Here is a 10,618-nt window from a genome sequence, read left to right on the forward strand (position 1 = left end):
CGGCGACTATGCCGCAAAGCCTTTGTGACTGTCCAGTTCTCTGCAATAGCCAGCACGATGACCGATGTTTGCGCGAAATATATGACTGCTTGCTTAAATCCGGTCATTCGCCCTGGCAACACGTTCGGCGAAGTCCCGCGCATTGATCTCGCCGATCACCCGCACATCGACACGTTCGACGCCGTCCTTGCCGAAAAACATCAAGGCCGGGGGGCCGAACAGTTGGTAGCGATCGAGCAGGGCGCGTTGTTCGGCGTTGCTCTGGGTGATATCGAAGCGCACCAGCCTGTAACCCTTGAGGCGTTCGATGACGATGGGGTCGTTCAGTACCTCCCGTTCGATCACTTTGCAACTGATGCACCAGTCGGCGTACCAGTCGAGCAGCAGCGCAGTGTTGGCTGAGCGGGCTTGGGCGAGCACACGGTCGAGTTCAGCCGGGGTGTCTACGGTTTGCCAGGCACTGGTTTCCTGGGTTGGCGCGTTGCTGGCAATGGTGCGCGACTGGCCGATGGGGTTGAACGGGTCGCTCTGGCCGCTGAATGCGCCGAACCAGCAGGCCAGCGCGTAAAACAGCAGGAACATCCCGAATAGCTGGCCCAGGCGTTTTCGCGGTGGTTTGTAGACGAATTCCAGTGCGCCGAGGAACAAGCCGACACCCGCGGCCAACAGGCCGATCAGCAGCAGCGTAACCTGTCCCGGCAAAACCCGGCTGAGCAAGCCGATTGCCAGTCCCAGCAATAACACGCCAATTGCATTCTTCACATAGATCAGCCACGGGCCGCTTTTTGGCAGCCACGCCGCGCCGCCGGTGGCCACCAATAACAGTGGCGCGCCCATGCCCAGGCCGAGCATGAACAGTTTCAGTCCACCGCCCAAGGCATCGCCGCTGGCGCTGATGTACAGCAACGCACCGGCCAAGGGTGCCGATACGCAGGGCGAAACCAGCAGGCTGGAAACCACGCCCAGCACTGCCGCGCCCCACAGCGAGCCGCCTTCGGTGCGGCCAGCAATGCGGTCGAGCCGGCTGCTGATGGCGTGCGGCAACTTCAGCTCGAACACCCCGAACATCGCCAGGGCAAACACTGCGAAAAACATCGCGAATGGTACCAGCACCCAGGCCGATTGCAGGCGCGCCTGGAGATTGAGTTGCGCACCGAACATCCCCATCAAGGCGCCGAGCAGGGCAAAACACGCCGCCATCGGCAGCACATACGCCAGCGACAGGTTGAAACCGCGCCAGCCGCCGACCTGTCCGCGTAACACCACGCCGGAAAGGATCGGCAGCATCGGCAGCACGCAGGGGGTGAACGTCAGGCCCAGACCGGCGAGGAAAAACAGCGCCAGTTCGCGCCAGCTCCAGCTATACGGCACGCTCACGCTGTTGCCAGCGTTGATACTCAGGCGCTCGGTTTCCGGCGGATAACACAGGCCCTTGTCGGCGCAGCCCTGATAAGTCACCACCAAGGTAAAGGCGCGCTGATCGGAGCGCGGCAGTTCTACATCGAGAATGCCGTGGTAGACCTCGACATCGCCAAAGTACTCGTCGTGCTTCTTTTGGCCGTCGGGCAATTGCGCTGCCCCGAGGGTGACATCGCCCGGTTCTGCGCGAAACTGGAAGCGGTGACGGTAGAGGTAATAGCCTTCGGTGGCGACGAAACGCAGTTTGATCGATTGCGGCGTGCTTTCTACCAGGCTCAACTGAAAAGCTTCACGTACCGGCAGGAAGTCGGCGCTGTTGTTGATCGAGCCCAGGGTAGAACTGGGACGGCTCTCCAACAGGCCGGTGGCGGCGGCCGGCAGGGCGAGCACGAATAAAAGCAGGCAGAGCAAACGGCGCATGACAATCTCGCGTATCGGAATTGGGGGGATGATAGCGGACGTCGTGCGGATGTGCAGTGCGGGTAGTGCTGGGGTGACTGGTCCGACGTCATCGCTGGCAAGCCAGCTCCCACAAGTTTTGCAGGTATCCACAAGATCTATAAGCACCCTCAACCCTGTGGGAGCTGGCAAGCCAACACCCACGAGTATCAAGGTTGTCCACAAGATCTATAAGCACCCTCAACCCTGTGGGAGCTGGCTTGCCAACACCCACGAGTATCAAGGTTGTCCACAAAATCTATAAGCACCCTCAATCCTGTGGGAGCTGGCTTGCCAGCGATGGCGGCTTATCAGACGCGGAAGGCCTGAACGGCGGTATGCAGGCGCCCACCCAGCACCAGCAAATTTTCCCCTTGCTCGCGCCCTTCGCCAATGCGCAGCAAGTTATCCCCGCCCAACTGATGAATCCGCTCGCTGTGGTCGCGAATCTCACTGACGGCGCCGCTCTGCTGGGCGGTGACATCGGCGATGCGCACTGCGGTGTCAGAGATGGTCTGGATCGCCCCGACGATTTTATCCAGCGCGCCATCGGCCGCCTGGGCCTGGTTGGCGGTGGCTTCGGCGTGTTCGACCTGGGCGCGCATGCCTTCGACCGACTGGCGCGCGGCGGTTTGCAGACCGGCGATCAAGGTCTGGATTTCGGCGGTGGCGCCAGCAGTGCGTTGCGCCAGTGAGCGAACTTCTTCAGCCACCACGGCAAAGCCGCGACCCATTTCCCCGGCGCGTGCCGCTTCAATGGCCGCATTCAGCGCCAGCAGATTGGTCTGGTCGGCAATCGAGCGAATCACCGTCAGCACCCCGCCGATGGTCGCGGACTCTTCGGCCAGATGTTCGATCATCTGTGCATTGCCCTGCACTTCGTCCACCAGCGCATGCAGGCCTGTCAGGCTCAGGCCAATGACTTGCTGCCCGTGCTCCACCGCGAGGCCCGCATGCCGACTGGCTTCGGCAGCCTGGCTGGCATCGCCGGCGACTTGCTGAATGGTCGCTTCCAGTTCGCCGAGGGAATCGCGGATCAATGCGGTGTCCCCCGCCTGGTGCTCGGCACCGCTGTGCAGGTCGTTGCTCAATTCGGCGAGGGTCCGGCTGCTGCCGGCGACCTGTTCGGCGTTAAGGCGAATGGTCCCCACCAGCGCCACCAGATAGGCGCGCAAGCGATTGAGCGACGCTTCGATGTCATGCAATTCGCGGTTGGTCTTGCCCAGTTGGATGTCCTGGCTGAAATCCCCTTCGGCCCAGGTCGACAGCGCCGGAGCGAGGTTGGTCAGGGTCCGGGCGAGTTTGCGTTGCAGGCTGTCGATCAGCAGCGCGATCAGCAAAATCAAACCGATCATCACGCCTTGCATCAGTCGGACTTCGCCCTGGATTTGCCCGTGCTGGGCGCGGACCACCGGTTCCAGCCCGGCGATGGCGTGTTGCACATCGGCGATTTTAAGATGAGTCGCGGTACTGAGATCGGCGCGTTTCTGGATCTGCTCGCGGGTCCGAGCCAGCTCCGCCGGGTAACGGGTTAGCAGGCTATTGAGTTCACGCTTGTAGCCAACGCCGGCATCCTCGGCTGCAGCTTTCTCGGTGCTCTCCAGGCCCATCATCGAGGCGAAATCATCGGTGTTCGATTCGCTGCTGGCTGCCACGCCCAGCAAGGGCAGGGCGTCCAGCAGCTCGGCCTGGGTGCGGATGTGGGTGACTTCGCGCTCGACGTCGGCGGCCAGTTCGCTGCGGCCGCTGCTGACCAGTTTGTCCCGGGCCAGCGACAATTTACCCAAATGCTGCGATGCAGTGAGCAATGGCGTCAGGTACGCCGCGTTGGCGCTGGCGTACTGACTGAGCTGGTCGAGGCTGGCAGCCAATTCCCGCTCGGCTTGCAGCAGCAGGGCCTGTGGATCTCCGGCGAGCTTGCCCGCGGCCAGCAGATCGGTTTTGCTGAAGTCACTCAGGTTCGACAGGCTTGGGCGCAGGCTTTCGGCCAGCGCCGGTGGCAATTCGCCGAGTTCTGTTTGCAGGGCATCAATGGCCTGGGTGGCGTTGCTCAAGCGCAGGGCATCGCCGCTGGCGAGGTAATCCTCGATGTTGCGCGCCACATCGTTCTGAAACTGCTGGGACAAACCCAGGTAACGCTCCATTAATAGGTACGGGCGTTCGAGGGCTTTTTGCGACCACCACAGCGTCGCGCCAAGGGCTACGCACACGGCGACTAAAAGGAGGGTGTTGAGATTGGTCAGCAGCTTCAGGCGCATCACGGACTACCAACGGCAGAAATGGTAAGCGCCTGAAGTTATTGCGTTTCTGTTACAGGGTTATGACCGAAGGGGTCAATTGCGATGAAAAAGTGGCACTTTGCTTTGACGTCCCCGCCGCCTGGACACGGTTGCGCCCGGCACCTTTGGCACGATAGAGCGCCTCATCCGCCTGGCTGGCCATGGACAGGCTGTCGGAGGTTTCACACAACTCCACCACCCCGGCGCTGAACGTGCACCACAAATCCTGGGGTTGAGCCGGATAGTGAATTTCGGCAAAGCGCTGGCGGATTTCATCGAGGACGTTGTAGGCCGCCTCAAGGTCGGTGTCCGGCATGACAATGGCGAACTCTTCACCGCCGTAGCGGCCAATGAAGTCAGTCTTGCGCAAGCGCTGCTTGAGGAACAATGCCAGGCTCTTGATCACCCGGTCGCCCATGGGGTGGCCGTGGCTGTCGTTGACGCGCTTGAAGTGGTCGATGTCGAGCATGGCGAAGCTCAGCGGTTTGTTCTCGCGACGAGAGCGGAACGAACAGTCTTCGAGCAATTGCAGGATGTGGGTGTGGTTGTACAGGCCGGTGAGGCTGTCGCGGACCATGCGAGCCTTGAGGTTGCGCGCCCGCGCCGCGCGATTGCGCACGGTGGTGATCAAGTGCCGGGGTTTGATCGGCTTGGTCAGGAAGTCGTCGCCGCCTTCACTCATGGCGTCGAGCTGCTTGTCCAGATCGTCTTCGGCGGACAGGTAAATGATCGGCACGCTGACATAACGGTCGTTGTGACGGATCACCTTGGCCAGTTCCGTACCGGTGCAGGCCGGCATGTACATGTCGAGGATGATCAGGTCTGGCTGGAAGTCCGCCAGTTCGGCCATGGCCTGGATCGGCTCAATCAGCGTCCGGGTGACAATCCCGGCGCTGTTGAGCAAGCGCTCGGTGTGCAGGGCCTGGGCACGGGAGTCGTCGATGATCAGCACTTTATAGGGTTCGTACTGGGCAACGCAGGTCAGGACTTCGATTTTCTCCAGCAGGCTCGACGCTTCGAGCGTGCCGGTGAGGAACTCCTGACCACCGGCACGCACGGCGGCCAGTCGGGTCGGGGTATCGGTTTCGTGCAGGCTGAAGAACAACAGCGGCAATTGATGATCGAGGCCTTCCTGGGCTTCGGCGGCCAGCTTCAGGCCGATGCCGGGGCCACTGAAGTCCACGTCCATGACAATTGCTGCCGGCAGACGCTCGACCATCGACGAGCGAAACGCAGCTACGCTGTCCAGGGACTGGGCGCTGAGCCCGAAAAACTCCAGTTGCTTGGCCAGGCGTTCGGCGCGGTCGTGATCCTGCAGCATGACGTAGATCGGCTTGCGCAGGGGCGGCAGGAACGTCTGGTCGAGTTGGTCGCCATGGCGCAGGCCAGTGCGGGACAGGCGCTGCATCAAGCGGTTGAGGTCAGTGATCAGGCCACTGCTCAAGCGTCCGCGATTGGCATCGACGGCTTCCAGTGACTGAGTGATTTGGCGAGCCAGGTGCGTGTGTTCCGGCTGTTCGAAACGCTCGGCGAAGCGCAGCAGGCGCAGATTGGCCTCGCTCAGCTCCGACAGATCGGTGCTTGACCACTCGCTGCGTTGCAGGCGCTGCCATATCTCAAGAATCTGACGTGCCTGATGAATTACCCGCTGGGCAAAGTGGTGCTTGAGGCGCTCGCGGCTGGGATCTTCTGGCTCGGTCATATCCTGACTACTAGTTAGGGGGCGCGCTGAGGTCGAGTGGTGGCTCTATGCTAGCACCACTTTGCGATGACATGAGTGCTGTACGTCAATAATCTGCAACGCGGACGCATTCAGTTTCTGACTGGTTGGTCGTAAATCGGCTGTTGGTTTTTGCGAAGGGCGCGCCGACCGGGGCTTGTACGGCGTTTGTGATGAAATGTCCGGGCGTTTCGAGCTGCCGATCAGACTTGAATGCGAGTTGTTTCCAGGTGGCTGAAGATGAGCCGATACGCTGTTTTTTTGCGGGTATGGGCTAGGGGATTCCCCTATGGGCAGCGTCAGCGAAGCGGTCGTGATGATCGCTGCGGTTACGCGGGACGTTTAATTTTCGTCATCACGCCAACGTCGGGTGCCGGGCAAAGGCACGTTGTTGTATGGTTGTGGTCGAACCGTTGAACTCAAGTGATTGAAAGGATATCGCCATGCTGGACTGGAAAAACCGCGCGGGCAGTGCGCCTGAACGTGCCGCCGAGCCCAAGTCGGCCACCCGCAGTTATCTGGGCGGCCTGCTGTTCAGCCGCGCGCTGGCCACGCTGATCGGTCTCTACCTGCTGGTGGCGATTGCTTTGGGATGGTACTGGAGCCAGGAGCCTGCGCTGTTTCCTGTGCAGCAGACTGCGCAAATGGCGGCCGAAAAAGAAGGCAAGCAAATGGTGGTCGGTTACACCACGGTCGAAACCCTCAAGACCGTTGCCGGTACGTTGCTGACCAAGCAGGGCGGCTATATCTCCAACGACCGCTTTCCGCCAGGCCTGTGGATGGACAACATGCCGAGCTGGGAATATGGCGTGCTGGTACAGGTGCGCGACCTGAGCCGTGCGTTGCGCAAAGATTTCGCCCGCTCGCAGTCGCAGTCCGCCGAAGACGCTGATCTGGCCAAGGCCGAGCCGCGTTTCAACTTCGACAACAAGAGCTGGGTGCTGCCATCCAGTGAGTCCGAGTACCAGGAAGGCATCAATTCCCTGAGCCGTTATCAGGCGCGCCTGTCCGATCCGAACCAGAAGAGCGCGCTGTTCTATGCCCGCGCCGACAACCTGAACAACTGGCTGGGCGACGTCGGTACGCGTCTGGGTTCGCTGTCGCAACGACTGTCGGCCAGTGTTGGTCGGGTCAAGCTCAACACCGCGTTGAAAACCGAGGTCGTGGTACCGGGTGTGGCGCCGCAAGTCGACGAAGAAATCGTCGAAACCCCATGGCTGCAGATCGACAACGTGTTCTACGAAGCGCGGGGCCAGGCTTGGGCCTTGTCGCATTTGCTGCGCGCCATCGAAGTCGATTTCGCCGATGTCCTGGCCAAGAAGAACGCCACGGTCAGCGTGCGCCAGATCATTCGTGAGCTGGAAGCGTCGCAGGAAGCCGTGTGGAGTCCGATGATCCTCAATGGCAGCGGCTTCGGCGTTTTGGCCAACCACTCGCTGGTCATGGCCAACTACATTTCCCGGGCCAACGCGGCAGTGATCGATTTGCGTCAACTGCTCAATCAGGGCTGAGTCATGGCCGACAGTTCCATCGATAACCTGCGGGAGGCCGCCCACCGGGCGGCTTCGGATGCCGAACAGATCGCCTGGGTCGACGAACAGGACAACCTGCTCGGCGCCCTGGTCCGTTCCGATTTGCGTGAGCGAGGGCTGATCGGTCGCGGCACTTACATCATGTTGTTCAACTCCGCGGGTGAGCTTTGCGTGCATCGGCGCACACTCAGCAAGGCGATCTATCCTGGTTTCTGGGACGTGGCGGCGGGCGGCATGGTGCTGGCGACGGAAACCTACGCCGAGTCGGCGGCGCGGGAACTGGAAGAAGAATTGGGCGTGCGTGGTGTGGAACTGACCGCCCATGACCACTTTTTCTTCGAAGACACCGGCAATCGCCTGTGGTGCTCGGCGTTTTCCGCGGTGTGGGATGGCCCGTTGGTCCTGCAACCGGAAGAGGTGCTGGAAGCGCGTTTTATCCCCATCGAACAGGTCATGCAGGAAATCGAGCAAAAGCCTTACTGCCCGGACTCTTTGGCCGCGTTGAAGCGCTATCTGCGGTCACACGGCGAAGACGTCGCAAAAGAGGCATAAATTGGCGCCGATTGGCTCTTAGCAATCGGCGTTTTTGCCGTTACACTGCGCGACCTTTTTAAGCTGAACCGGTATTGGTTGTTGCTGTTCTGTTGGAGCGAGCCTGCTCGCGATGGTCGTGAACGATGACGAGGGTATCCTGGCACCCCGCAGCGTTCTCAGGTTCATCGCGAGCAGGCTCGCTCCTGCAGAGGACACGCCAACGACAGAGTCCGCCGGTTCAGTAGCGCTGCCCCTGCCTGAGTGGGGCTTCGCGGTCGATGGCACCTGCCCCAGGTTGCCGCGACCAGTCTTTGTCCTCCCAAGAGGATTGCCGGTGGCCAAAAAAGCCGCATCCTTCGCCGCCCTTGGTGGCCTGGTATTTTCCACCGACGCAGGTCGTCATTGCCCGGAATGCAGTAAACCGGTGGACGCCTGCATCTGCAAACAGACCGTTATCCCGGCCGGTGACGGCATCGCTCGCGTGCGCCGCGAAAGCAAGGGCCGTGGCGGCAAGACGGTGACCACCATCACCGGCGTGCCGTTGGCTGAAGACGCGCTCAAGGAACTGGCCACGACGTTGAAGAAACGCTGCGGTACCGGCGGGGCGTTGAAAGACGGGATCATTGAAATCCAGGGCGATCATGTCGAGCTACTCTTGGCTGAACTGATCAAGCTCGGTTTCAAAGCGAAGAAGTCCGGCGGCTAGCAGCCTCTGTGAAAACCACTTGCGGCTTGATCCAGCCCTGATTGCCTTCAGGTCTGGCGTCGCCGTCATGGTTTTCACAGAGCCTGTTCTTGACCGGTTTCTAAACTCGTTGCGGTCTGCGGGGTCTACCCCCTCGTTGACGAACCGTCATTTTCATTCTTTAGACTGCGCCGACCTGAATCCAGGCGACGCACTATGACTTCTTTATAGGGGACTTCGATGTCCGTACGACGCACACGCAAAGACGATGGCAGCCAATGGACAGTTGCGGACAGCCGCAGTGTTTACGGGATTCGCCATTGGGGGGCCGGGTATTTCGCGATCAATGACGCCGGTCGCGTCGAAGTTCGTCCGAACGGTCCGAGCAGCTCGCCCATCGACCTGTTCGAGCAAGTCGACCAACTGCGCAAGAGCGGCTTGTCGCTGCCGTTGCTGGTGCGCTTCCCCGATATCCTGCAAGACCGCGTGCGTCAGCTGACCGGCGCGTTCGACGCCAACATCGAGCGCCTGGAATACCAGAGCAAGTACACCGCGCTGTACCCGATCAAGGTCAACCAGCAGGAAGCGGTGATCGAGAACATCATCGCCACCCAGAACGTTTCCATCGGCCTGGAAGCCGGTTCCAAGCCTGAGCTGCTGGCGGTGCTGGCGCTGGCGCCGAAGGGCGGCACCATCGTCTGCAACGGCTACAAGGACCGCGAGTTCATTCGCCTGGCGTTGATGGGCCAGAAGCTCGGCCACAACGTCTTCATCGTGATCGAGAAAGAATCCGAAGTCGGTCTGGTGATCGAAGAAGCCAACTCGCTCAAGGTCAAGCCTCAGGTCGGTCTGCGTGTGCGCCTGTCGTCCCTGGCGTCGAGCAAATGGGCCGACACCGGTGGCGAGAAGTCCAAGTTCGGTCTGTCGGCGGCCCAGCTGCTGTCGGTGGTCGAGCGCTTCCGCGCGGCTGGCCTGGACCAGGGCATTCGCCTGCTGCACTTCCACATGGGTTCGCAGATCGCCAACCTGGCGGACTACCAGCACGGTTTCAAGGAAGCAATCCGCTACTACGGCGAACTGCGCAACCTTGGTCTGCCGGTCGATCACATCGACGTCGGCGGTGGCCTGGGCGTGGACTACGACGGTACGCACTCGCGTAACGCCAGTTCGATCAACTACGACATGGACGATTACGCCGGTGTCGTGGTCGGGATGCTCAAGGAGTTCTGCGACGCGCAAAACCTGCCGCACCCGAACATCTTCTCCGAGAGCGGCCGTTCCCTGACCGCGCACCACGCCATGCTGGTGATCCAGGTGACCGACGTCGAGAAACACAACGACGACGTGCCGCAGATCGAGAACAAGGAAGCGCTGCCGGAAACCGTGCAGTGGCTGGTGGACTTGCTGGGGCCGACCGATATCGAGATGGTCACCGAAACCTACTGGCGCGCCACGCACTACATGAGCGATGTCGCTGCGCAGTACGCCGATGGCAAGTTGACCCTGGCGGAAAAAGCCCTGGCCGAGCAATGCTACTTTGCCGTTTGCCGTCGCCTGCACAACTCGTTGAAGGCGCGTCAGCGTTCCCACCGTCAGGTGCTCGATGAGCTCAACGACAAGCTGGCCGACAAGTACATCTGCAACTTCTCGGTGTTCCAGAGCCTGCCGGACACCTGGGCCATCGACCAGGTCCTGCCGATCATTCCGCTGCATCGCCTCGACGAAGAGCCGCTGCGTCGCGCAGTGTTGCAGGACCTGACCTGCGACTCGGACGGCAAGATCAACCAGTACGTCGACGAGCAGAGCATCGAAACCAGTCTGCCGGTGCACTCCCTGAACGAAGGCGAGGACTACCTGCTGGGTGTGTTCCTGGTCGGCGCCTATCAGGAAATTCTCGGCGACATGCACAACCTGTTCGGTGACACCGATTCGGTGAACATCTACCAGAACGCCGATGGCAGCGTGTACCACGCCGGTATCGAAACCCACGACACCATCGAAGACATGCTGC

Annotated in this window: 7 protein-coding genes; 4 read left to right on the plus strand and 3 right to left on the minus strand. The window is 60.9% G+C overall.

What is annotated here, in order from left to right; genetic code table 11:
• Positions 1-93 precede the first annotated feature (93 nt).
• From D8U18_RS16570 to gcbA, 3 genes are all read right to left on the minus strand, one after another.
• Positions 94-1,839, minus strand: coding sequence for a protein-disulfide reductase DsbD (locus tag D8U18_RS16570; protein WP_131108022.1), 1,746 nt, complete (start codon positions 1,837-1,839; stop codon positions 94-96).
• 329 nt (positions 1,840-2,168) lie between these two features.
• The gene (locus D8U18_RS16575; RefSeq protein ID WP_131108023.1) at positions 2,169-4,115 is read right to left on the minus strand and encodes a methyl-accepting chemotaxis protein; all 1,947 of its coding nucleotides are present in this window, start codon (positions 4,113-4,115) and stop codon (positions 2,169-2,171) included.
• Positions 4,116-4,167: 52 nt separating this feature from the next.
• Positions 4,168-5,838, minus strand: coding sequence for a diguanylate cyclase GcbA (gcbA, locus tag D8U18_RS16580; RefSeq protein WP_130904390.1), 1,671 nt, complete (start codon positions 5,836-5,838; stop codon positions 4,168-4,170).
• A gap of 461 nt (positions 5,839-6,299) precedes the next feature.
• Between gcbA and D8U18_RS16585 the strand changes: the two genes are divergently transcribed.
• The 4 genes from D8U18_RS16585 to speA form a co-directional block, all read left to right on the plus strand.
• Entirely contained in the window at positions 6,300-7,367 is a 1,068-nt protein-coding gene (locus tag D8U18_RS16585) for a DUF2333 family protein (RefSeq protein ID WP_056852469.1), read from the plus strand.
• A 3-nt stretch (positions 7,368-7,370) separates the two neighbouring features.
• Positions 7,371-7,940 carry an NUDIX hydrolase gene (locus tag D8U18_RS16590; protein WP_131108024.1) on the plus strand — a complete coding sequence of 190 codons (570 nt, stop codon included), beginning with the start codon at positions 7,371-7,373 and terminating at the stop codon, positions 7,938-7,940.
• Positions 7,941-8,256: 316 nt separating this feature from the next.
• Entirely contained in the window at positions 8,257-8,628 is a 372-nt protein-coding gene (locus D8U18_RS16595) for a translation initiation factor Sui1 (protein ID WP_003221288.1), read from the plus strand.
• Between the two features lie 219 nt (positions 8,629-8,847).
• On the plus strand, positions 8,848-10,618 hold a 1,771-nt coding region (speA, locus tag D8U18_RS16600), incomplete at its 3' end, for an arginine decarboxylase (protein WP_131108025.1).

It is taken from the genome of Pseudomonas sp. Sample_10 (assembly GCF_004321495.1).
In the GTDB taxonomy this organism is placed as follows: Bacteria; Pseudomonadota; Gammaproteobacteria; order Pseudomonadales; family Pseudomonadaceae; genus Aquipseudomonas.